Source organism: Streptomyces sp. NPDC052043 (assembly GCF_044548235.1).
GTDB lineage: Bacteria > Actinomycetota > Actinomycetes > Streptomycetales > Streptomycetaceae > Streptomyces.
Map to the genome: position 1 here is coordinate 221,408 of NZ_JBIUBT010000009.1, position 22,097 is coordinate 243,504.

General features: G+C 67.8%; 20 protein-coding genes and 2 pseudogenes. 9 read left to right on the plus strand and 13 right to left on the minus strand.

Annotated elements, in window-relative coordinates:
• Positions 1 to 199: 199 nt before the first annotated feature.
• Positions 200 to 3,142: a hypothetical protein gene (locus ACIHCX_RS23380; protein WP_400032450.1), complete on the minus strand. Its 2,943-nt coding sequence runs from the start codon at positions 3,140 to 3,142 to the stop codon at positions 200 to 202.
• Positions 3,143 to 3,321: 179 nt separating this feature from the next.
• Positions 3,322 to 3,819 carry a hypothetical protein gene (locus ACIHCX_RS23385; protein ID WP_400032452.1) on the minus strand — a complete coding sequence of 166 codons (498 nt, stop codon included), beginning with the start codon at positions 3,817 to 3,819 and terminating at the stop codon, positions 3,322 to 3,324.
• Between the two features lie 290 nt (positions 3,820 to 4,109).
• Here ACIHCX_RS23385 and ACIHCX_RS23390 point away from each other — a divergent pair, with 290 nt between their 5' ends.
• The gene (locus tag ACIHCX_RS23390; protein ID WP_400032454.1) at positions 4,110 to 4,862 is read left to right on the plus strand and encodes a hypothetical protein; all 753 of its coding nucleotides are present in this window, start codon (positions 4,110 to 4,112) and stop codon (positions 4,860 to 4,862) included.
• Between the two features lie 4 nt (positions 4,863 to 4,866).
• Here the strand turns inward: ACIHCX_RS23390 and ACIHCX_RS23395 are convergent, their stop codons facing one another.
• Positions 4,867 to 5,136, minus strand: a complete 270-nt coding sequence (locus ACIHCX_RS23395) for a hypothetical protein (protein ID WP_400032456.1) — start codon at positions 5,134 to 5,136, stop codon at positions 4,867 to 4,869.
• A 275-nt stretch (positions 5,137 to 5,411) separates the two neighbouring features.
• On the opposite strand from ACIHCX_RS23395, the pseudogene ACIHCX_RS23400 reads away from it, so the two are divergent.
• A pseudogene (locus ACIHCX_RS23400) lies at positions 5,412 to 5,495 on the plus strand (glutamine synthetase); the annotation flags it as partial.
• Positions 5,496 to 5,540: 45 nt separating this feature from the next.
• On the plus strand, positions 5,541 to 5,999 hold the full coding sequence (locus tag ACIHCX_RS23405; protein WP_400032458.1) for a hypothetical protein: 459 nt from the start codon (positions 5,541 to 5,543) through the stop codon (positions 5,997 to 5,999).
• Positions 6,000 to 6,220: 221 nt separating this feature from the next.
• Here the strand turns inward: ACIHCX_RS23405 and ACIHCX_RS23410 are convergent, their stop codons facing one another.
• From ACIHCX_RS23410 to ACIHCX_RS23420, 3 genes are read right to left on the minus strand one after another with little or no spacing between them, the layout of a single operon-like run.
• A complete protein-coding gene (locus ACIHCX_RS23410) occupies positions 6,221 to 6,679 on the minus strand; it encodes a hypothetical protein (protein ID WP_400032460.1) in 459 nt (152 codons plus the stop codon).
• Positions 6,680 to 6,690: 11 nt separating this feature from the next.
• The gene (locus ACIHCX_RS23415; RefSeq protein WP_400032462.1) at positions 6,691 to 7,062 is read right to left on the minus strand and encodes a helix-turn-helix domain-containing protein; all 372 of its coding nucleotides are present in this window, start codon (positions 7,060 to 7,062) and stop codon (positions 6,691 to 6,693) included.
• A 43-nt stretch (positions 7,063 to 7,105) separates the two neighbouring features.
• Entirely contained in the window at positions 7,106 to 7,498 is a 393-nt protein-coding gene (locus ACIHCX_RS23420) for a type II toxin-antitoxin system RelE/ParE family toxin (RefSeq protein WP_400032464.1), read from the minus strand.
• 489 nt (positions 7,499 to 7,987) lie between these two features.
• Between ACIHCX_RS23420 and ACIHCX_RS23425 the strand changes: the two are divergent.
• The 3 genes and pseudogenes from ACIHCX_RS23425 (at position 7,988) to ACIHCX_RS23435 (ending at position 8,962) form a co-directional block, all read left to right on the plus strand.
• Positions 7,988 to 8,235 (plus strand): annotated as a pseudogene (locus ACIHCX_RS23425) (hypothetical protein).
• Positions 8,236 to 8,333: 98 nt separating this feature from the next.
• Positions 8,334 to 8,576, plus strand: a complete 243-nt coding sequence (locus ACIHCX_RS23430) for a hypothetical protein (protein WP_400032466.1) — start codon at positions 8,334 to 8,336, stop codon at positions 8,574 to 8,576.
• Positions 8,573 to 8,962 (plus strand): hypothetical protein, encoded by a 390-nt coding sequence (locus ACIHCX_RS23435; RefSeq protein ID WP_400032468.1) that lies wholly within the window; start codon positions 8,573 to 8,575, stop codon positions 8,960 to 8,962. Before ACIHCX_RS23430 ends, ACIHCX_RS23435 begins: the two co-directional genes overlap by 4 nt.
• 93 nt (positions 8,963 to 9,055) lie before the next feature.
• Here ACIHCX_RS23435 and ACIHCX_RS23440 read toward each other — a convergent pair whose 3' ends face one another.
• Positions 9,056 to 9,880 carry a hypothetical protein gene (locus tag ACIHCX_RS23440; protein WP_400032470.1) on the minus strand — a complete coding sequence of 275 codons (825 nt, stop codon included), beginning with the start codon at positions 9,878 to 9,880 and terminating at the stop codon, positions 9,056 to 9,058.
• A 686-nt stretch (positions 9,881 to 10,566) separates the two neighbouring features.
• Here ACIHCX_RS23440 and ACIHCX_RS23445 point away from each other — a divergent pair.
• Positions 10,567 to 10,776, plus strand: a complete 210-nt coding sequence (locus ACIHCX_RS23445; protein ID WP_400032472.1) for a hypothetical protein — start codon at positions 10,567 to 10,569, stop codon at positions 10,774 to 10,776.
• 852 nt (positions 10,777 to 11,628) lie between these two features.
• Complete coding sequence (locus ACIHCX_RS23450; RefSeq protein ID WP_400032474.1) at positions 11,629 to 12,120, plus strand: tetratricopeptide repeat protein; 492 nt, start codon at positions 11,629 to 11,631, stop codon at positions 12,118 to 12,120.
• Positions 12,121 to 12,706: 586 nt separating this feature from the next.
• Here the strand turns inward: ACIHCX_RS23450 and ACIHCX_RS23455 are convergent.
• Positions 12,707 to 12,913 (minus strand): hypothetical protein, encoded by a 207-nt coding sequence (locus ACIHCX_RS23455; protein WP_400032476.1) that lies wholly within the window; start codon positions 12,911 to 12,913, stop codon positions 12,707 to 12,709.
• An 843-nt stretch (positions 12,914 to 13,756) separates the two neighbouring features.
• Here ACIHCX_RS23455 and ACIHCX_RS23460 point away from each other — a divergent pair.
• Positions 13,757 to 14,308, plus strand: coding sequence for a hypothetical protein (locus ACIHCX_RS23460; protein WP_400032480.1), 552 nt, complete (start codon positions 13,757 to 13,759; stop codon positions 14,306 to 14,308).
• A 1,116-nt stretch (positions 14,309 to 15,424) separates the two neighbouring features.
• Here ACIHCX_RS23460 and ACIHCX_RS23465 read toward each other — a convergent pair.
• From ACIHCX_RS23465 to ACIHCX_RS23485, 5 genes are all read right to left on the minus strand, one after another.
• Entirely contained in the window at positions 15,425 to 15,742 is a 318-nt protein-coding gene (locus ACIHCX_RS23465) for a hypothetical protein (protein ID WP_400032482.1), read from the minus strand.
• 565 nt (positions 15,743 to 16,307) lie between these two features.
• Positions 16,308 to 17,774, minus strand: a complete 1,467-nt coding sequence (locus ACIHCX_RS23470) for a SpoIIE family protein phosphatase (RefSeq protein ID WP_400032484.1) — start codon at positions 17,772 to 17,774, stop codon at positions 16,308 to 16,310.
• Between the two features lie 226 nt (positions 17,775 to 18,000).
• Positions 18,001 to 18,795 carry a calcium-binding protein gene (locus ACIHCX_RS23475; RefSeq protein WP_400032486.1) on the minus strand — a complete coding sequence of 265 codons (795 nt, stop codon included), beginning with the start codon at positions 18,793 to 18,795 and terminating at the stop codon, positions 18,001 to 18,003.
• Between the two features lie 337 nt (positions 18,796 to 19,132).
• A complete protein-coding gene (locus ACIHCX_RS23480) occupies positions 19,133 to 20,446 on the minus strand; it encodes an SPFH domain-containing protein (protein WP_400032488.1) in 1,314 nt (437 codons plus the stop codon).
• On the minus strand, positions 20,443 to 22,023 hold the full coding sequence (locus ACIHCX_RS23485; RefSeq protein ID WP_400032490.1) for an SPFH domain-containing protein: 1,581 nt from the start codon (positions 22,021 to 22,023) through the stop codon (positions 20,443 to 20,445). The genes ACIHCX_RS23480 and ACIHCX_RS23485 overlap by 4 nt, the downstream gene beginning before the upstream one ends.
• Positions 22,024 to 22,097: the final 74 nt, after the last annotated feature.

The following is a 22,097-nucleotide window of genomic DNA, read 5'->3' on the forward strand; positions in this document are numbered from 1 at the left end:
CTCCGTGGGCCATGTGTGGGCCAACGTGCTGGAAAGCCGGACCGATGAACCCATCGATGCAGGTCAGAGCAGGGTTCGGCCGTGGTATCGCGACGCTCTTGAAAACCGTCGTGGCATAGCTATGCCACGGGCGTAGCAGATAGTTTTCGAAATCGTCGGCGCAGGTGAGCTGAGGGTTCGCCCGCTGCAAGTACCTCATCTACTGGGCATCGCGAGAAGCTTCCTCTGCGTACACCGCGTCAGCGATCCGGATCACCTCCTGCGGGTACAGAAGTGCCAAGACCGGCAGAGGCGTCAGCCACGATCCCAGCGTGAATGCCTCCCCCAGCAAACAACCGGCCCGCGACGGACCGACTACCTTGGCCACCTCGGTCAGCGCCCGCGCCCTCCGTTCCGGGTTGGTGATGGCCCGGGCGATCTGCTCGGCGTGTTCGTGGTCGCCGGCGGCGGCCACCGCCTCAGCCACCTCGGCCAGAGCCCGCCCCCGCTGGCGGGGGTCGGTGAGGGCCCGGGCGATCTGCTCGGCGTGTTCGTGGTCGCCGGCGGCAGCCGCCACCTCAGCCACCCCGGCCAGCGCCCGCGCCCGCTCATACGGGTCTGTGATGGCCCGGGCGAACTGCTCGGTGTCGGTGGCCAGCTGACGGGCCCGCACGTGGTCACCGGCGGCAGCCGCCGCCCCAGCCACCTCGGTCAGCGCCCGTGCCTTCCGGTCCGGGTCGGTGATGGTGGCCCGGGCGAAACGCTCGGCGTCGGTGGCCAGCTGACGGGCCCGCACGTGGTCACCGGCGGCAGCCACCGCCCCAGCCACCCCGGCCAGCGCCAGCGCCCGCTCATACAGGTCGGTGAGGGCCCGGGCGATCTGCTCGGCGTGTTCGTGGTCGCCGGCGGCGGCCACCGCCCCAGCCACCCCGATCAGCGCCAGCGCCCGCTGGAACGGGTTGGTGAGGGCCCGGACGATCTGCTTCGCGTGTTCGTGGTCGCCGGCGGCAGCCACCGCCTCAGCCACCCCGGCCAGCGCCAGCGCCCGCCGCGGGTCGGCGATGGCCCGGGCGAACTGCTCAGTGTCGGTGGCCAATTCGCGGGCTCGCACGTGGTCACCGGCGGCGGCCACCGCCCCAGCCACTTCGGCCAGCGCCCGCGCCCGCTGGTCCGGGTGGGCGATGGCCCGGGCGACCTGCTTCGCGTGTTCGTGGTCGCCGGCGGCAGCCACCGCCCCGGCCACCCCGGCCAGCGCCAGCGCCCGCTCATATGGGCTGGCGAGGGCCTGGGCGATCTGCTCGGTTTCGGTGGCCAGCTCGCGGGCCCGCACGTGGTCACCGGCAGCGGCCACCGCCCCAACCACCCCGACCAGCGCCCGCGCCCGCTCATACGGGTTGGTGAGGGCCTGGGCGATCTGCTCGGTGTCGGTGGCCAACTGACGGGCCCGCACGTGGTCGCCGGCAGCGGCCACCGCCCCAGCCACCCCGGCCAGCGCCCGCGCCCCCTGGAACGGGTTGGTGAGGGTTCGGGCGATCTGCTCGGCGTGTTCGTGGTCGCCGGCGGCGGCCACCGCCCCAGCCACCCCGGCCAGCGCCCGCGCCCGCTGGTCCGGGTTGGTGAGGGTTTGGGCGATCTGCTTCGCGTGTTCGTGGTCGCCGGCGGCGGCCACCGCCCCGGCCACCCCGGCCAGCGCCAGCGCCCGCTCATATGGGCTGGCGAGGGCCTGGGCGATCTGCTCGGTGTCGGTGGCCAGCTCGCGGGCCCGCACGTGGTCACCGGCAGCGGCCACCGCCCCAACCACCCCGGCCAGCGCCAGCGCCCGCTGGCCGGGGTGGGTGATGGCCCGGGCGATCTGCTCGGCCCGGTTGGGGTAGCCGAGGGTGGCCCACACGGCGGGGAGGGTTGTGGGGATGAGGGCGTTGCGGGATTCGAGCTGGCCGCGGTGGTGGGACAGCCTGGCCAGGGCGTACAGGTCCGGTTGTGAACAGTCCAGGAGCAAGTCCTGGCAGGTTTCGATCTCGGTGAGGGCGGCGGTGTCGCCGCCGGTCAGGTCGAGCATCCGGTCGTGGCGTGCCGGGTCGATGGCCAGGGCGGTCAGGCGGTTGGTGTCGCCGGCGGTGGCCAGCATGCGGGGGTAGCCGGTCAGCAGGTATTCGGGTGTGTGCGACGGCCACGGCGGCCGACCGTCGGTAGGGGTGCGGTAGCCCTCGGCCCAAGTGTGCAGGCGGTCCTGGTACCGGGCCAGGTCGTCGGGGCCGAGGTAGTGCCAGGCGGCTTTGTCCAGTTCCTCGTGGCCGAGCAGGTATACCTGCGGTCCGTCGTCCGGTGCCCAGGTGGCGAGCCGGCGGGTGAAGGTGCGCCCAGCCACGGTGTGCAGTACCTCCTCCACGGTCACCAGGTCCGCGCCGGTCAGCTCCCGTAGGTCGGGGCCGGACAGGCCGCCACGCGCGGCGGTCAGCAGGCCCAGCAGATCCTGCTCGACGGGGGTGCCCTTCAGTAGGCGTTTGAGTTCGGAGTGGCCCAGTCGCTGCAGATCCCGGGCGTGCGGAGAGTCGCCGAGCAGGCGGACGATGCCCGGGTCGCGCAGCGGATGCCAGTCGGGCACGTCGTCGGGGATCGGAGGGTTGGGCCGGCCGGCGACGACGACCCGCATCCCGTACGGGGGGCGGCCCGGCAGCAGCCCGGCGATGCTGTGCGCTCCCGGCCCGGTGGTTATGCCACGGTCTTCGTCCAGCCCGTCAACAACCAGCACCAGCCGGCCCCCCGCCTGCTGGCAGGCGGCCGCGGCGTCGGCGAACAGATCCATCAGGGCCACTTCCCGGGCAGCCTCATCCCCACCGGCTGGCAGGTCCACCCCGAGCAGGGCACACAGCTGCTGACTCAGCGTGGTCGTGAACGCTTCCCGGGTGTCCTGTGAGGCCAGCCGGGCGGTGATGAAGAACGACACCAACCTCACCCCGCCGGCAGAAAGGGGTTCAGGCGGGGTGAGGACGAAGGTGGACAGCAGCCCGGACTTGCCCGCCCAAGGCCCAGCCTGCCACCACACGTACGGGCCGCGCTGCTCCTGTAGACAGAAGGCGGCCAACTCGGCCAGCTCGGATTCCCGGTCCAGCAACCGGAGCGGGGCGATCCGCTCCACCTGCCGCCGGTACGTCGAACGCACCGGCCGTGGCGTGGCAGACGTCCAGTAGTGGTTAACCGTCACATGCGCGTTCCCGGCAACACGTTCGATGGTGGTACCGCCGCCCGCCTCGCAGTCGTGCCCGGGCCGCAGGCCAACCGGATCGGACGGCGTCCGCGGCGCCGTGACAGCGGCCACGCTGCTGGATGCTCCGGGTACGGTCAGGGGCGGGACCGGCCCGGCTCGGAAGGGTCCGGCGGCTGCTCGCCGACAGTCCCGCGGTCCACGTGCACGTCCCCGCCGACCTGCCCGAACGCGATCCCGTTGCCGCTGGCCTGGGTGTTTCCAGTGAACACCGCCGACCCGGCGCCAGCCACGACCGAGGTGCCGCCACTCTTCTCAGCGGCCTGCAGCTGGGCCACCAGTTCGGTGACCTGCTGACCGAACGTGTCGTCCTTCCGAGCTGCGGCAGTGACCGCCAACTCCACCTGCTGGCGGGTCAACTCGCTGACCTGCCCCTCATCGGCGGCGGCCTCCTCGGCCAGATCATCCAGAGCGGGATGCGCGCCGAGCTTATCGACTACCGCCGTGTGTAGCCGGTCCAGCCCCGCATCAATGATCCCATCGGCCTCGGCATCCAGACGGCCAGTCGCCCGGCGGGCCTTGCGCACTGCCCACGCGATCACGTACCCAGCCACCACCCCGGCCTCGATCACCATGCGACCAGTTCCCCCTCCCCATAACGTTCACGCCGCTACATCATGCCCAACGGACATGGCCACACGGACGGTTTTCGGCGTGAACACGACCCCGACCAGCCCTGAGAGCCACACGTGCAGAAGATTACGGACTTCCGCGTAGACGGCCTCGGACGTGCCGCCGCCCGGCCTGCATCCAGCCGTAGAGGGTGCGCTTGCGCCGACGGCACGTCAGCACTCGGGAAATCCTGGTACGGACACCGGCGCCACGTAGTAGGTTGCGGCCTCCAGACGCCGATCAGGGGGAACCGGTGGCAACAGCCGACGAGAACACTTCGGAAAGACCGGACGGACACCAGCTGGAGTTCCCTCCGCTGCGCAACGGGCTCGACTACCTGGAAAGTGCGGTGCACCACCTCACCGGCGCCAACGTCACCCCCCGGGACGTGAAGTACGCCGTTCTCCACCTTCACGCTGGCACCGAGGTCCTGCTCAAGGCGATCCTGGTTGACGAGCACTGGAGCCTCGCCTTCGACGACCCCGGCCGCGCCACCTGGGACCGCTACCAGAGCGGCAACTTCAAGAGCTGCACTGTCGATGACGCGCTCGCCCGGCTCCGCAACATCGCGGATGTCGCCATCACCGACGACGACATGAAGGCCGTCCGCGCCCTGACCCGGGACCGTAACGCCTTGCAGCACTTCGGCCTCGTCCACAACGCGACGGCCATGGAGGCCCGCGCGGCCACCGTTCTGGACTTCCTGCTGACAACAGTCCTCAGCGACTCCAGCGTCGTTATGCGCTGTGGGGAAGAAGAACGGCGATCTCTGGACCGGATCCGCAGCGGTCTCGGTCATATCAAGGTGTTTGTGAAGCAGCGCATGAATCGCCTCGCGCCCCAGCTCGCCGCCGCGAAAGGCATCCTCCTCTACTGCGTCTCCTGCACCACCAGGGCCGCGGTCGACGAGCACAGTCACAAACGCGCCCACTGCCTGTTCTGCGACCACGTTATGAAAGGCGTCGACTACGAGATTGCGACACACCTCGCGGACGGGCCTTGCTGAGTGATCAGGACTCCTCGGCAACTGTCAGCGTGCGGCAACGGGCCAGGCTGGGCCATGGCGTCCACGCCGGGGTGAGAACGTAGGCGAGGAGGACGCTACCCCAGCCCATGACGACGCACAGGCACAAGGTGAAGCCGCCCATTGGGGCGAGGGTGTGGTGCACTGCCTGGGGTTCGGGCTGGTCCTCGGCGTCGTTGTCGGTGGGCAGGACGACGAGGCGGTCCAGACCGCGGGTGCTCGGATGCCGCAGGGAGGCCGCCGCGGTACTGGCCATGACCTTGCCGCTGGTTCAGTGGCCGTAGAGGGACAGGCCGAACCGATGGCCCTGTGGGGTTGGCGTGGGGCACACTAGGTGTCCAGGTCGTTTACCGCCGGTCACGCCAGACTAGCCGCGCGGACTGTAAATCTGCCGGGTCGCCCTGCGGGGCCGTCTGTGGGCCGTCTGTGGGCCGTCGAAGGGCGGCCCACAGCGACCAACGACGACCGTTCGGCTACCGGTCTGCGCTGCGCCAGTCTTGATCGCGCGAGGTCGCTCCCGACCCGCGCCTCTTCCTCCGCAACAAGCCCGCCGAGTGGCACGAGTTCCGCAGCGAGGTCACGGCGTACGGGCTGCGCAAGCACCTGCCAGTGCTGTGCAGGTCCCCCTACGCTTTCGCCATCGCAGACCCAGGGGGGTACGTGAGCACCGAAAACGAAACACCGCGAAGACCGCGGCGGCACCTCGTGCTCGTCGGGGCACTCATCGCCGTGCTTGCCGCACAGTCCACGGCGCTCGTTGTCCAGCAGATGCAGATCAGCGAGCTGCAAACCCAGCACAGCAAGCCCGGCCCCGCGGGGCCATCGGGCGCTCCCGGCCCTTCCGGACCGCCCGGCCCGATAGGCCTGCCCGGACCAGCTGGCAAGGACGGGCAAGACGCCGTCGGCACCGCGGTTAGCCCTACGCGGGACAGCAACGACCATGTGCAGTTCACACAGACCGAAGCCCGCGCCCACTGCGAGACCGTCGCCGACCAGGCTTACCCCGGCAACTCCTCCATCGGTGACGACACAGCCGACGCTCTCACCGATGCGTACTCCGCCACCATGCACGAGAAGACGTTCCAGCAGTGCATGACCGAGCAGGGATACCCGCAGTAGAGACGACAATGACCAGCAACGGCCATGAGGGCGCGACTCACAGTCGCGTCCTCACGGGTGTTTGCCCAGCTAGACGAGCGGTCTGGGAGGGCTATGACGGGCCGGCAGCGGGCTCCACACCCCCGTGAGGCTCCGCAGTTCCCTCGTAGTCGGCCAGGGAGCGCGACGGTGAATGATGCGGTGGCAGTTTACGCAGGGAGCATGCGGGAGAGGCCTATGCCTCAGGGTAGGGGCTTACGCTCGGTAACTGCCGGCAAGAGGCCAACCTCTTCAAGGTCCAGGACGGAGAGAAGCGGTGCAGCGATGCCCAGCTTCACGGCAGACTGATGGATCGCTTCCCGCAGGTAAGGCCGTGTTACGGGTGTTGCGATGACTGCGGCAAAGCGCTTCGCAATGGCCGCTGGGATACTGACAGGTTCCGGCGTACGGAATACGGCAGCCACGTCGGCAACCATTCGTCCTTCCGACGTCACAACCATGGCGCGTGTTCGGACCGCCAAGTGGTTCCCCTCCACCCGCTGCATGAGCTGGATGTCTGCGCGGTCGTCACCAATCTCCTCCTCAGCATCATCGCTCGGCTGATCAAAGCCATCAGACCTGCGACCACTCACCTCGTAGTACACGATGTCAAGAAGCTCAGCGAGCTGTTGTAGCTCCTCAAGCGAGGAGACCTCATGCATCGGGCTTGCGCTCATGCGGCACCGCGCCGGCTGCGTGCTACTGGTACGGGCTCTGCACTGTGTGCCAGCGGTTCCCAGGAGCGCGTGCTCAATGCTGGCTCGTCGACGACGTGTGCCTTGGTTGCAACAGCCATTCCCACCGCCCTGGCGTAGCGCATGATCGTGGACAGCCGGGGGTCCCCCCCAAGGCGCTCGAAGTCGGAAACGGCGGACTGGGTCGTTTCCATGGCTTGCGCGACCTGCTTCTGAGTGATCCGACATGCCTTGCGATGCCTGACCAGGGTCTCTACGAGCATCATGACCGCTTCAGTGTCGCTGGCGGCAGCGCTCGTCTGCGCATCGTCGAGGTCGAGGCCAAGCAGCCCCGCCAGGTGCTCGTCCATAGTCACTCCTTCCCTGACTGCCGAGTATCGCTCAGGACCGATATCACTTCAACGCCCCAGGAGCAGACCCGTCACCGCTTTGCCTGGTTTGCCACTCAGACAGCCGTTTGCGTGCGGTCTCAATATCGCCTGGGTCGGTTTTTATGCCTTGTGTGGACTTCTTGTTGACGAACTTGAGCCCAAGCAGCAGGGGGCCCGCCCCCTCCACCTCGCTATAGAACAGCCGGAAGATGCGCTCACCACAGTTGAGTCGCAGCTCCCACAGGCCCTCCCCCAGTGGCTTCCGATCCTTGGGCAACAGCTCGTCCCTGGCTGTGCGCTCCATGATCTTCTGTAGGCGGACTAGCTCGTCCCGCTTCATGCGGCACTTAGCGATCTCCTTCTGGACCACATCGGCGTCCACCGATGACCGATAGAACTCCCACCTCTTGGCCATCAACCCCCACCCCCATGCCTAGCGCGGCGTTGACCTTACCGCGCGCTCTGCCGACATAACAGAGGGTGATGTTCATGCGCCCGGCGAGGAGGCACGAGGAGAGCGAAGTACGACGTCTGGGGGTTCGTTCCCTCAGACGTTCCCCGATCGAACAGCGGCCTCGTCTTTGTCCAGGTCAGTGGGGGCCCAGCGGGCTCGCTGTAAAGCTGCCGGCTTCTCCCTCATGCCAATCGTGGACCTACCGCACCGCAGGCCAGGTGCACTCTTCCAGCGGCCAGCAAGGATGGCGCCTGACGGCAATAACTGACGGCAACGTAGACGTACTTTGCCTCACCATGGAGGGCACCGACCAACCCAGCCGCTGCGGGTGAACCGTTGAGAGGCTGGCCGCCAAGAGGCAGTGAAGATCTCCTAAAGCGGGTGTCGCAGGTTCGAATCCTGCCGGGGGCACAGAGAAAAGGGCCAGCCCAGGAGGGGTTACCTCCCAGGCTGGCCCTTCGTCGTGTCCGGGGGCGTGCCACACGCGTGCCAACGCGGGACATCCTGCGTGGATCTCCCCTGGCCGAGGACGCAGAGTTGATCGTGAGCGAGCTGAGCGCGAACGCGATCCTCCACACGGCCGGCGGCCTGCGGGCGCGATCGCTCACCGGGTCGTAGTCCACAACAGCCACGACGGCTACACGGTCCCTGCGGAGCTCTTCACTGAGACCGGGTCGGTAGGAGGGCACCCGTGCTGATGTCTGCTCCTCCCGTAGCGCTGAGCACAGGCAGCCGCCCCATTCCCTACTTGTGCCGAGCCGCCGCCTACCTGTCAAACGAGGTCCGTTCCCTCCCCTTGGGAGCACACGCCGCCACAAGCCCACCCCTGGCACTGCGCTGGTTACGCGAGCGCACACGGCACATCACTGACCAGCTCGACGCCGCATACGCGCAGCCGGGCCTGCACTGGTTGACGGACGAGGCCGAACACGAACGAGCCCTCTCCTACATGACCGGTGGCACGGGTTACCAACTCACTCTCTACGACAAGAGCACCCGCTACGTGTTGCTGGCCTACCCGGTGGGAGCGACCTCATGAACGGACCCACCCGCGGCTACTGGTGCGAATGCTGGACCGAGGATGTCACCAGCCCAGAAGAGCCGACGCACCTGGCATCGTTCGACGCGTACTCGGCACCTCAGGCAGACCGATGGGTTGCCATCGCTCTCCGCGCCATCTCACCGGCACTCGACTCCGACGCGTCGGACGAGGCGTGGATGTGGCTACACGAAGATCGCGCCGAGACCCGAAGGGCCCTGATGCGTTCCGAGCCTTGCACGGTGACCATCACGCATGCCGACATCCGCGTCACCTGGACGATCCGGCCGGTGCTCTTTCTGCCCCTCGCACACCGGCAAGACGCTGAACTCCCAGCATGCGCACACAGCTTCAAGCCCCACCGCACAGCGTCGAGTCTCAGTTGATGGTTGACGGGCTGGCGTCGGGTGATGCTTGACGTCTGCCCTAGACGATCTTCCAACGGTTGTGTCCATGACCTATGTGTCTTCCTGCAGCTGTCAAGCTTCGATACGAAGCCAGGTGTCGCCGGCGCGAAGCCACAGCGAGCCGTCACGCCCTTGACCACATTTCATGACCACTCGACCGGGCATGCGCACTTTGCGCCGCTCGGTCACGCTCCACGTATCGTCGACCAGCTCAGCCCGAACCACCTCGGTCGACCGCCGATTGTGGACGCGTCTGGTCATAACTGCTCGACGGCCGCGTACCGCGAATCCGTCCGGATCACGTACCGGGCTGAGCCAGCTGGTCACCTCGCCCGTCGAGGGCATGATTCGCGTCAGGTATGTGCCTCCGCGGCTGCTGCCGGAGTACCAGACCAACCACACGCTGTCATCCTCGGTGGCGGTAGTGCAGCCTTTCAGGGGCGTATCAGGGAGACGGCCTTCTGGGGCCCACATGGCATGGCCGTCCGTGCTCCAGCCGGCGAGCCCTGCTGCCGACTCCGGATGACCACCGTAGATGCCTTCGTCACCGTAGGCCGTCCAGATAGATCCGCTCCGATCGGTCACCAGGGCAGGGATGTCATCGCCGACGCAGAAGATTGCTTCCTGCTCGCCCTCCGGAGAGAGGACCACGGCGTTCAGCTCCCAGGAACCCGACTCCGTCCTGAACGTGCGACCGCTCGCTACCAGGAGCCGGGAGTCGGGGAGAAGAGCGATGTGACTGGGCCGGAGAGGAAGATCCTTAATCACCCGGCGTTGGACTGACCCCTCGGCTCCACGGATGACCAGCACGCCGTCGAAGGGGACCTCCGGCCCCCACGCCACCCAGCCCTTCACATAGCGGCTTCGGCGGAGCTGGTGTCGATGGACGAGCAGCACGGCAAGTTCCCCTGCGGGGCCGACCGTCCACCACAAAGGACGTGGCCCTGCCCAGCGATCCGCAAGGGGCGGCCTCCATACCCTCTGGATCTCGATGGCTGCCGACACTGCATCCCCCGTTCTCGCTCAAGCTCCTCTACCGATGAGCGGAGAGTGTATTGATGCCGCAACCAGCCACCGAGACCGCGGCAGTCGCAGACAGCAAATCGAGGGCGGAACCGTCAACCATCAGCTGGGACCGAAGTGCCACGCATCTACCGGGACCAGACAAGCCCCACCGCACAGACTGAGTTACAACTTTCTCTACTGGTTCAAGCACCCGTCGTCGCTTCGCTCCTCCGGGTGGGCGCGGGCGGTCGGCTCCACGGCTTTACGGAGCCACTTTGGCGCGAGCCTCGAAGATCATGGCCCCAACGTCGTGCTTTACCGGGCAGGTCCACAGACTGCCCAACGCGCCGGAAGCTTACGGGGCCTTGATCACTCGCGCCAAAGCAGCGCCACCCCAATGCCGCTACGCCGACCGCGTGCCCACGCACAGGCTCAAGGGCCTGTCCGACGGGTCGCGTCACCGACCCCGCACCCGCCAGCACTGTCACCCGAACAGCGCACCATGACGTGCCACCCACATGGGCGAGGATCAAGCTGGCTAGTGGCCCAGCCGAGGCAATCCGTGAAAGGGGAACCACATGCGCATTCGACGAATCCTCGCCGCCGTCTTCGCCACGGCAGCCCTCGCCGGACTCGGCCTCACAGGCGCCGCCACCGCCACCGCCGCCACACCCAGCCCCACCCCTGGTCAACACTGGATCACCTCTGAACAGTGCAAGGAGGGCGGCGGAACGCAAGAGGGCTTCACCTGCAAGGGCGGTACATACGACGGCCGGGGGATCGACTAAACCCCACAGGGCGCCCCGCAGCCACGCGCCGCGGGGCGCTCCCTCGCGAGCGCAGCCGGGGTGGCCGCGCCGTCGGGGAGCCGCGCATCGCCGAGCGTCGGGAAGAGCAGAAGGAGGCGAGCGTCGATATTGCCAACGCCCTCTGGCGCCGGCTGCCGAGCAGCGGACAGCAGTTCCGGCCAGGCCGTGCCGGGCCCCGTGAAGTGGCCGTCGTCCACTGCGAGGGTTTCCGCTGCGGGCCAAGCCGGGTGGTGTATCAGGTAGTCCACCCCTCGGTCTCCGTCGAAGTTGCGGTAGACGACGTAGATGGTGTGGCCGGAGCGCAGGAGCACGCTGAAGACCGGCCACTCATGGTCGGCGGAGAGTGCGCCGTACAGATCTTGGTCAGAAGTCGTGGCCGTCGCCGGTCGCCTCGCTCAAGTCATGGTCGCGAACGACCTGAAGGAACTCACTGCGCTGCACGATCTGAGCACTAACACTCAACGTGAGCCGCACCGTTGGGTGTCCAACTGCGTGACAACGCAGACGGACAGGGGCGGACGAGCACCGACTCTTACGGACCGTCACAGCAGGTGAGAGACATACCAGCCCGAGGTCAAGCGCCCAGCAAACTTCCTTCGGGACGAAGAGATCAACACTCCATGTTGGTCGAGGGTTTGCCGTTGCAGTCGTGATCTGCCCATGGACGAGTACGCATGGACGACGGTCGCCGAGGTGCTGGCCGAGATGCTCGGCCGATCGATGACGCTCTGACTGAGGCTCCATCGACCTCGGGAGTGACTGGCCCTTGTCGCACGTTGCTCGACATGCTCACCTTATGAAGTGGCTTACGGTTGGAGTAGACGTTCGCTCGTGCTGCTCTTCGCGGTCTCGGCGGGAGTTCCGGTGGTGCTCGTCCTCGGAGCCGTCACGGGGTGGAGTCATTCGGTGATTGGCGCACCGACCTGGGCGTCGTGGGTGATCGCGGCTCTGGCGATCTTCATTGGTTTGCCGCTTGCCTGGTTTTCCACCCCGCTGGGTACCAGAATCGCGACGAATCTCCTGCTCAAGGCCTACCGCCGCGATGGACTGGAGTATGTCGAGCGGCAGTATCTGTCCAAGTTGGCGCCTTACAGGGCCGGGCTTCAGCTGTTCAACCTCGCGCTCGCCCTTGATCATGCGGGCGATCAGGATGGCGCCCTTGTGGTCTACCGGCACGCGGCGGACTGCGGATCTCCGCCAGCCATGGTGAATCTGGCGTATTGGCTGAGCCGACGTGGTGAAGAAGACGAGGCTCGAGAGTGGCTACGCCGCGCAGTGGAGGCCGGATACACGCGGGTTGTGCCGGGAGTGGGGGAACGGTGAGCAGGAGACGCGTGCTCTGTCGGCATCAGTCGGTAGTCTGCGGCTCTCAGCCGTGGCGCACCCGGAGGCTTCAGGGAAGCTACTGCTCTCTCCAGTGATGCCCGTCCTCACGTGCGACGTGTTGCCAACGGTCACGCTGTCTGGACGACAGTTCTCACCAACGGAAACCGGCTGGGCCCACGCGCTGCGTGGACTCATCTTCCAGAAGGTGACCGCCACCTACGAGGAGACCGGAATCGGGATCAAGGTCGACTTCGTGACGGCTCCTGTGGGATGCGCTATGCCGGGAAGGTGAGGTATCCCGATGGCGGTGGGCTGACGGCCGGCCGAGGAGCGGGCTCGGCGTGAGCAAGTGCGATTCGAAGCCGCTGATCGGGGCCAGTGACCGGGAGGTGGCCCGGCGGTTCAGGGTGACCCGGATGTCGGCGACTGGCAGCCGAGATGAGGAGTTCCCCCCGTCACGTGCTTCCGGGCCGACTTGGACCTGGCGTGCCCGACGGGTCGGCACGGTCCCTGCGGCTCTCCCGGCTACGCTCGCGAGGGAGCGCCCCGCAGCGCGTGGCTGCGGGGCGCCTAGTAGCGGGGTTTAGTCGACTATCTGCCCGTTGTGCGTACCGCCCACGCAGGTCCCGGTGTGGGGCACCTGCGACTTGGTCCAATCGACCTTTCCGCCGCCGTCCGTGCACTCACCCGGGGTGAGGGCGGCGGCGGTGGCGGTCGCGGCATCTGCGAGGCCGAGTCCGGCGAGGGCTGCCGTGGCGATGACGGCGGTGAGGAGTCGTCGAATGCGCATGTGGTTCCCCTTTCACGGATTGCCTCGGTTGGGGCACTAGTCAGCTTGACCTTCACCCGTGTGGGTGGCACGCCATGTTGCGCCGTTCGGGTGACATTGCTGGCGGGTGCGGGGTCGGTGACGCGACCCGTCAGGCAGGCCCTAGTTCGCCGTTGTCACGCCGCTGCTGTCTACGACATCGTTCAAGGTCCGGGCGAGGACAGCCGAACGCCCACGGCTGAGACCTCGTCTCCACCACTCCCCGGCGGCGCCGCGCGCCTGCCCGGCGAGCCGGCCGTCTCTGCACTGACGGTTACCACCGTTCACGGTCGTACGCGCACGCCGTCCGGCCTGCCCCCCGCACCCCAACAGACGCCTCCGAACGACCAGACGGACCGTTGGAAAGCCTGCTCCACGGAAGGATCAGGGCACCATCACCGTGACTGCCTCACGCCGACGTAGGTGAGCCGTTGAGAGGCGGTGAAGGTCTCCTAAAGCGGGTGTCGCAGGTTCGAATCCTGCCGGGGGCACAGAGAGAAGGGCCAGCTCAGGCGGAACTCCCTCCCGGACTGGCCCTTCGACATTTCAGGGGGCGTGCCACAGGCGTTCCACTACGGGGAGGAGTCCTGGTCCGGACCGCGTGTCCGACGCTCTGAGACGGCGGACATGGGCGTGCCATTCCGACTCATCCTGAGTTTCGAGAGGCACCTCCCAGCGGCCCGCGTCAGACGCGAGACGAGCAGCAGGGCCCGCTGCACCTCGTCCTGTTGCTGACGTCTTCGACCGGTCTGGTCGCGCTCCGCATTCCCCGGCGCATCCCGAACGTGATCGGCCCGTGACCGGCGGCTTCTATGGTGGCGGCCCATGGGAATGCGCGTGCACAGACGCTGGGCCAGCACATTGGCGACGGCCGCGACCACAACACTGGCCGCATCCACGCTGGCCTCCTGCTCCCCGCCGCAGCGGGAACTCATCGGCATCCGCCCGACAGCGGACAGCGGCGCCATCGCCTCACTGCGGCCTTGTGGGAAAGACCGTGTGGCTTCCGTCGACGTACTGGGTTCGGTCATCCGCGACAACCCAGATGACCCGGTGGAGGATCTCACGTCCTGGCAGGTGAGATCACCCCAGTCCGTTCAAGGCCCGGAGGAGATCCAGCTGTTCCACACGCCCGACGGCTGGACGGGCGACCCGGCGCCGCTGGGTGACCAGCGGCTCAAAGCGACCCACAGGTACTCGGTCATCTTCATCGTGGCCTCTGGTGGCGGCGGCGTCAGCTATCGCGGCGTTGTTCACTTCACCGCAGCCGACCTGGCGCGACTGGAACCGGGCCAGGTCTGGGCCGGCGGACGGGCCATGACTGTCGAGGAGTTCCAAAAGCACACCGACCAGAAGTGCGACAACGGCTGGTTCTGAGGCAGTTGGACCTGACTGCGAACGGCGACAGTTCGGGAGCCGTCCGGGCAGGGCTGCCTACTCGCTTTCGAGTTCTGCGAGGTCCTCGTGCGAACGCCGATGGACGGTCGCTGCAGGTGCGAAGCGCCCTAGCCCAAGGTGCAGCGCCCGCCCAAGTTGCTGCGGGACGAAGGGGTCCAGGCTTCAAGTCCCCGACCAGTGACCCAGATCAGAAGGCCCGCTAGTGCACATGCGGGCCTTCTGCGTGCTGCCTGCCGGACGTGGTGGCACGGATCGCCTGGTTCAGCGAGGCGCGTACTCCACACGGCCGAAGGGCCACTCACGGGCCAGCCAGTCGCTGACGACGCGGTAGAGCTCGGCGTCGAGGGAAGCATGGTCCGCCCGGACCCAGGAGCGGACGTCGGTAACACCAGGCCCCCCGGAGGCGGCCAGGAGCGGCCGGCGAAGTCGGGGTTGGCTCGGATGTGGGCGATGCTGGAGGTCCAGGCGGCGTGATCGGCAGCATTGTGCTGAGGACCGAGGGGCTCCAGGCGGAAGCGGTCGGTGGCAGGCGGGTGCGGTACGGCGAAATCGGGAGCCCGTCGAGTGCATTCGTTGGTCCACATGATCTGCATCATGCCCACCAGGACCACCTTAGGGTCGGCGACTGAATCCACCGTGAAAGCGAAATTCCACTTATCTGGCCTGTCTCGAAATGCAGAGATCATTTTGCCGAGAGTGGGAAGATTGTCTTTCGGTGAAATTACTGGAGCTGCGGCCACGCAAACCTTGGCAGCTCGCTGCGCTCGCGACTCTCCCGGCCACGCTCGCGCGGGAGTGCCCCGCGGCGCGTGGCCGCGGGGCGCCTCGTGAGGGTTTAGTCGACCTCCTGGCCGTCGTATTCACCACCTGGAACGAAGAGACCACCCCGTCGTGGCAGCGATGTCACCGTGGGTTCGACGACACCGGGTTCCGCTGTGTGGCGACGCCGGAGCAACTGGAGCCCCGAAAGCGGTGACGAGGAGGGCTTTCCTCGTCCAGTCTCACGCGGCAGGCCCCGCCAGCCGCGTGACGGAGCCTGGTCTTTGGGGCTTGGGACATCCGGCGCATCCTGCCGGACTTCGCGAAGTCCCTGTTCTACTCCGCCTCGGTGCACAGCTTGTCGTAGTTCCTTTCGTAGGCAGCCGTGTAAGCCTGCATGTACTTCGAGTTCTTCGACTTCGGCGCCCAGGACTGCTTGTATGCGCAGTCCGGGCCGTCGGCCTGCCCGGCTATCCGCCCATCGCGATTGCCCTCTTTCGCCCCCAGGGACGGCGTCGGGGTCTGCGTCACAGACACCGGCGCGGCGTGGGTGGTGTTGGCCGAGCCCTGTGCCATGGCTGCGGGCGAGAAGGCCAGGGCCACGGCTGCGACGAGGGGGCTCGCCACGAGTGCGACGGTTCGCTTCGCGCGCATAGTTAGCCTCTTCCTTGAAGCGGTACGACACATGGTGCCTCGACCTGGCCAAGCACATCCCTCGTGCGGTTGATGATCAGGGAGCGGCATCTATTCGCTCTGGCACCATGAGGCCGGTGGATTCCGGCGCCCGACGCCAACTTCCCTGCGGACCGACTACTACTCGCAGTTGTGGCGTCTCTCATTTGACCGTAGCGAGCGCCGGCCAGTATGTCCACTTATGGCCTAATCCCCGTGATTGACGTGCCAACTGCCACTGGTGGCGATTATGTGTGAGCGGTCATAAAATTCCCCACGATCTCCATGGTCGGCATCACGTAATTCCCCACCTGGGCTGAGGCCGTGACGGGCCGCCCGACGGCTGAGTGTGCGGCTGGTCAGGTCGGTGAAGGGCGCCTTCGGCGGCGCTCCACGCAATCGAACTCCTCAAGCGGGTGTCGCGGGTTCGAATCCTGCGTGAGGATGTCGGTGGTGCCGCCCGAGGCGGTCTGACCCGCCCACTGACCGACGTGCTCAACGAGGGCGGTCACCGACGACCGGGTCGCCTCCGCAGCACACCGGCGTCTCACGCAACCGATGCCAGTACGGGGGCGACGGGAGCTGACGGGGCTGTCTGCTCGGCCCAGACGATCTTCCCGGTGGGGGTGAAGCGGGTTCCCCACCGTTCGGCGAACTGGGCGACGAGGAAGATTCCGCGACCGCCTTCGTCCGTGGTCGTTGCGTAGCGTAGGTGCGGGGAGGTGCTACTGCTGTCGCTGACCTCCGTCACCAGAGTGGTTCCGCGCAGAAGACGCAGGTGGAGAGGGGGTACCCCGTAGCGGATGGCGTTGGTGACCAGCTCGCTGAGGATCAGTTCGGTAGCGAATGCCGCCTCCCCCAGGGTCCAGTCGGCCAGCATCGCGGACACCTCGGCGCGCAGGGCGGGCACCGCGGCGGGAGAGGCCGGGATGTCCCATTCGGCGATACGGTCACGCGGAAACGCGCGGGTGCGGGCGATCAGGAGAGCGACGTCATCGATCGGACGGGCGGGGAGCACCTCCTTCAGGATCGTCTCGCACGTCTCCTCCGGGTCGACCCCCGCGCCGGAGAGTGCGTCGCACAGCAGCTTCAGGCCGGCCCCGATGTCGCGGTGTCGGTACTCGATGAGCCCGTCGGTGTAGAGCACGAGCTGCGTGCCCTCCGGCAGCTGCCGCTCGACGGCCTCAAAGCGCACGCCGCCTACGCCGAGCGGGGGGCATTCGGGCAGCTCGAGAATCTCCGCCCGACCGTCCGGATGGACGACGGCGGGCGGAAAGTGACCGGCTCTTGCCATCGCGCAGCTACAGGAGACCGGGTCATAGATCGCATACAGGCAGGTAGCCGCCACCGTCCCGTCCTCGCTGGTGCCGGCCTCCGCATCCATCTGATGAACCACATCGTCAAGGCGGGCCAGTAGCTCCTCGGGCGGCAGGTCGAGGGTGGAGAAGTTGCGGACCGCGGTGCGCAGCCGACCCATGGTGACCGCGGAGCTGAGGCTGTGGCCGACCACGTCTCCGACCACCAGGGCGGTGCGGAAGCCCGGGAGAGGGATCAGGTCGAACCAGTCCCCGCCGACCTCGGCCTCGGCCGGTACGTACCGGCACGCCGCCCGGACGGCGCTGGTGTCCGGTAGTACACGGGGCAGCAGGCTGCGCTGCAGGGTGGTGGCGATGACTCGCTCGCGGTTGTAGCGGCGAGCCAGCTGAGAGACGGCAAGGCCGACGACGAGCAGCAACCCGGCGGTGATGATCTCGTCCGCGTTGTTGATGTAGGTGAAACTCGAGTACGGAGTGGTGAAGAAGAAGACGAACCACACGGCGGCGGACAGGGCCGTGAGGACCGCAGCCCCACGGTTGCCGAAGGCGGCCACCGCCGCGACGACCAACATCAGGATCAGCACTACGTTGGTTACGGACAGGATCCCTCGGGCGGGCAGCAGGAGCAGACAGACGGCGAGCGGGACTGCTGCTGCCGCAAGGAGCGCGGTCAGCCCCCTGACCAGATCACGAGGCATGCCAAACCTCCCGTTCTTCCGGTCTAGCAGGGCTCATGTGGCGCTGCCAGTCGATACGGGTCTGCCCTTGACTGCATCCGGTCGGCCGATCCCCGCCGCGGCGCGACCGCCGAGTGACGAGCACAGCCCGTGCCACAACCGAGCCGGGTACAGGGGTCAGCACGCCGGGCCGGCACTCGGCGACCCGTCCACGGCCGGCGAGCGTCTCCGCCCGCTTCGTCGTCGCTTACTTCACGGCGACGTAGTTGCCGGTGGCGGTGGCGGTGCTGGTGGTGGAGGTGCCGGCGAAGGACCAGCGCCAGTAGCCGGCGGTGGTGGCCTTGACGGTGGTCTTCAGGGCGCCGCCGGTACCCGTGGTCACCGTCTTGACGGTGGTGTAGGTGTTGGTGCCCTTCTTGCGGAACTGCAGTTTCACCGGCTGGCGGGTGTAGCCGGCGTACTTGTAGGTCTCCCAGTTGGCGCGGGTCAGTTTGCCGGTGACGGTGAGGGTCTTGCCCTTCTTCACCGGCTTCGGCGAGGCCTTGACCGTCAGCTTGGCGTAGCGCCTGACCTTCACCGTGGCGGCGACGTCCTTGCTGACGTAGTCCCAGTCGTTGCCGACCATGCTGGCGCGGACCTTCCAGGTTCCGGCCGTGGTGTTGTCCTGAGGATCGATCCGCGGGCGCATGGTCAGGGTGAAGGTGCAGGTGGTCGTGGTGGCGTTGTGGTCCACGCACTTGCCGGACACGTCGCGGGGGAGCACGAGCCCGTAGGGGTCGTCGGGCATCTTCTGGCCGGGCCCGTACCACAGCGCGGGAGAGGTGTAGTTCTTCTTGATGCCCGAGTCGTCGGTGGCGGTCACCGCGATGGTGAAGGTCTTCGCGTTCGTGGTGCCCAGGGCGATGTTGGACCCGCCGTTGACGACCACCTTGGTGATCTTGGTGTCGCCCACGGACTCGTCCGCCTGGGCGGCGCCCGGAACAGCGAACGCGGACAGGGCCAGGGCGCTGGCGACGGCGGACACGGTGACGCGCTTGCGCATAAGTGTGTTTCCTCCACACTCTGGTGGCCCCGGGCGCCCGGGACCAAAGCCGGCGAGGCGCATCCGGCGCAGGGGAGGTCAGGTCACCCCGATGAGGGCGGCCTGATCCGCCTCGGCGGCGCGGACGGCACCGAAGACGACTACCGAACCCCGGGGACGGTTGCACCGCAGAGAGATCTTCACCCGCACCCGCAGCCGCACCCGCAGCCGCAGCAGTCACTCGCACCGCAGCAGTCACTCGCCACCAGTCACCCGCACGACTTCGCCCCGCCGACCAGGACGATCGACGGGGCGAAGAAGAGACGTAGGACCCTGATTCCGCGAACCGGCTCGCTCGCTACCTCTCGCCGTCGGGCGCGTGCTCGGCGCGGGGCGCGCCGGGCACGGACGGCAGGGCGAGCCTCGGCAGCAGCTGGGCGGTGAGCAGAGTGGACAGCGCCGACGTGTCGCCGCCCGCACCATCGGTGCTGATCACCACCGGCTGCGGAGCCTTTTGGGCCAGAACCGCGCCCACCTCCAGCCGGCGGCGGGCCAGCTCGTACTGGAGCACCGCCCGATTGTCACGGTAGGCCTGCGCGAGGCTGCGCTGGGCGCGGGCCTCGTTCTCGGCGGAGATGAGCCCACTGCGGCCGCGGGTCTCGATCTCGAAGCGGACCCGCTGCGCGTTGGTCTCCTGCTCCTCCAGCAGCTGGGCCACTTCCTCGCGGGCCTTGTTCAGCGCGGCCTTCACCTCGACGATCCGTGCGTCGCGCACCTTCTTCGCCCGCTCGATGTCCATCTGCAGGCTGTCGGTGCGTCGCTTGCGCGTCAGGCCCCACTCCTGCTCGTACGCGGTGCGCTCCTTGGCGACCCGCTCGCGGGTCGCGAGGTGCTGCTGGTACTGGGCGGGCAGCTGCACGTCCGGGATGTTGCAGCCGGTGATGCGCACGCCGTAGCGGGACAGCTGGCGGTTGAGCAGCTCCTGCATGTCGGCCACGTCCGAGCCCCGCAGGTCGTACGCCCGCTCGGTCCGTACCTGCCGGCCGCGCTGCCGGATGGCGTCCTGCACCACGCTGGACAGCACCAGGTCGAAGTTGCCCGCGCCGATGGTCCGGACGAAGAGCACCGCGTCGGTGATGCGGAACTTCAGGAAGAACTCGATCGCCCGCAACGGCACGCTCTCCCGCGTCGGGCAGGCCACCACCGGCGCCGAGTACGGGATCTCGGTGGAGGTGTCCACCACGAAGTCCACGCGCGACCACGGGTGCCACAGGTAGTGCCGGCCGGGTTCCAGCGTGCCGGCGATCGCCCCGTAGTGGGCCAGGACGCCGGTGGTGCCCTGCTCGATCTCCACGATCGAGGAGCGCCACCACCACAGCCCTCCGGCCAGCAGCAGGAGGGCCCCGAAGACGAACGCCAGCACGGCCAGGGCCGCGTAGGCGTCGCCGGACAGGCCGTCCGAGCCCTGGACGGCCAGCATCACGCCGGTCAGTACGCCGAACAGTCCGAGCCACAACGGCAGCATCCACCACAGCTTGCGCCGGTGGCGGGGGATGATGACCGGGATCAGCATGCCCGCTTCGCCGCCGCGCAGCAGCTGGCGGATGTCGCTCCAGGGCGCCACCTCCTCCGAGATGACCGACCGGTGGTTGACGGTGCGTGCGGTGCTCACTGTGCGGCCTCCTCGGACACCTCGGCTGCGGCTTCGGACTCTTCTCCGGCGTCCCCGGCACCGACTGCCGGCACGGTCGGCTGCTCCGCCTCCAGTAGGGCGCCGATCTCCGCCTCGCGCCCGGCGATACGGTCGGAGACCTCCCCCAGACGGGCCCGTACGGCTTCCATGTCGGCGTCGGAGAACAGCTCCGTGGCCCGCTCGCCCACCAGCTCCCGTGCGAGTGCCAGGTAGTCGACGCCGACCGCGCCCTCGGGACCGCCCGAGCCGCCGATCCGCACCAGCCGCGGCAGGTGGTCCGCCACTCCCTCCAGCGTGTCCAGGACCTGCTGCTGGTAGCGGTACTCCAGGATCTCCGGGGCCTCGGCGGCGGTCACCGCACGAATGTCCAGGGCCTGAGCCTCCAGCAGCGCCGCGTTGGCACGAGCCTCCGACTCGGCCTGCACGTACCGCTGCCGGGCCAGCGCCTCGGCCCGGTTCGTCTCCCGCTCCACCGCGGTGTCCATCTGGGCCTGGTACTGGGCGATGTCCGCCTGGATCGCGGAGAGCGTCTCCTGACGGGTGGCCAGCTCCTTGCTCAGGTCGCCCTCGTCCTGCTCCTTGCGCAGCTGCAGCGCGTACTCGTGGGTGTAGGCGTCCTTGGCGACCCGCACCATCTCCGGGGACGCCAGGTCCATGCGGTAGGCGCGGTCCGACGGCTCCGCGTGGGTGATGTTGGCGTTGGTCAGTTCCACCGCGGGCCGGAACTGCTGGTTCAGCTGTTCCAGCAGCCGGCTGGTGTCCTCGCCCACCATGTCGTAGATCCCGGCGGCCTCCTGCTCGTAGATGAGGCTTCGGATCGTCTCGCTGACCGCGTTGCCCAGCTTCTCCTCGAAGCCGCGCACCGCGCCCAGCGTGTAGACGAACTCCGTCGGGTCACTGATCCGGAACTGGATGAACAGGTCGATCGAGGCCTTCACCCCGCCCCGGGTCGGCGCCTCGCGCACCGGTGCGTTGAACGGGTACTCGCGCGTGGTGTTGACGATGTACGACACCCGCTTCCAGGGGTTCAGCAGGACCACCCGGCCCGACCCGACCACCTGCTCCAGCTTGCCGAAGCGGGTGATCAGTGCCTGGCAGCCGTCCGGCACCATCACCATGCCCTGCCGCCACCACACGAACGCCACGGCCACGACCGCCAGCAGCCAGTAATGGATTCCGAACAGCGGATTGGTGAGCGGGCTGCCGCCGGTGGCCGCCACGATGACGGTTCCCACCACGCCCACCACGAGCAGCAGCGACACCGGCAGCATGCTCAGGAACGAACGGCCGCGCGGGATGACCATCGGGCAGATGACATGGACGTGCTGCCCGTCCTTTTGGCGCTGTTCGCTGCGGTTGAGCGCCTCCCCGGCCTCGTCCAGCTGGACGGTCCGCTGGGTCATCACGGTGTCGATGACGCCGCTCTGCTCCCGGGCGGCCGGGAAGTCGGCGGGGTCTATCCCGTTGTCCTGGACGTCGCTCTCCTGGCCGGATGGCCGGGACTGTCCTCCGCCGTCACCCAGTCCACTGCGGCGGCGCAGTTCCTCCTGGGCCACCGCCCGTGGATCGGCTCCTTCGGCCACCGTACGCGCAAGCGCCCGTATGGTTTGGGCTCGTGCCACGATTCCCC